At 64.4% G+C, this 719-nt stretch carries 1 protein-coding gene; it reads left to right on the forward strand.

Going from position 1 to position 719, the window contains the following annotated elements:
- The coding region (locus ACYPXD_RS28910) for an AAA-associated domain-containing protein (protein ID WP_459719776.1) at positions 1–719 on the forward strand (719 nt) is incomplete at both ends.

Below are 719 nucleotides of genomic sequence, written 5' to 3' on the forward strand. Positions count from 1 at the left end.
CTGCTCGACCTGTGGACGCAGGGCCGCATGCCGATCAAGTCGGTGCTGATCGTCACGCACAATATCGAGGAAGCGGTGTTCATGTGCGACCGCATCCTGGTGCTGTCGTCGAACCCGGGGCGGGTGATCGCCGAGATCAAGGTGCCGTTCAAGCATCCGCGCAACCGTCTGGACCCGGCGTTCCGCAAGCTGGTGGACGATATTTACGCGAAGATGACCGCGCGCCAGACCGGCGAGACGACGAGAAAGGGCCTGGAGCTGCACAGCTGGCTGCCGCATGTGTCGACGAACCTGATGGCGGGCCTGATCGAGACGCTGGCGGCCGCGCCGTACCACGGTCGCGCGGACATGCCGGAAATCGCGCGCTCGCTGCATCTCGAGGTGGACGACCTGTTTCCGATCGCCGAAGTGCTGCAGAACCTCGGCTTTGCCGATGTGCGCGAGGGCGATATTTTCCTCACGCCGCCGGCGCGCGTGTTTGCCGAGTTCGGCACGCAGGAGCGCAAGCTGATGTTCGCCGATCACCTGCTCAAGCACGTGCCGCTCGCGGCGCGGATCAAGAAGGTGCTCAACGAGCGGCCGGGGCATCGTGCGCCGCGCGTGCGCTTCGAGCAGGAGCTCGAAGACTTCCTCTCCGATAGCGCCGCCGAAGAGACGCTCGACGCGGTGATCAACTGGGGCCGTTACGGCGAGATTTTTTCGTATAACGACCAGTCGGA

Source organism: Paraburkholderia sp. 2C (assembly GCF_054589215.1).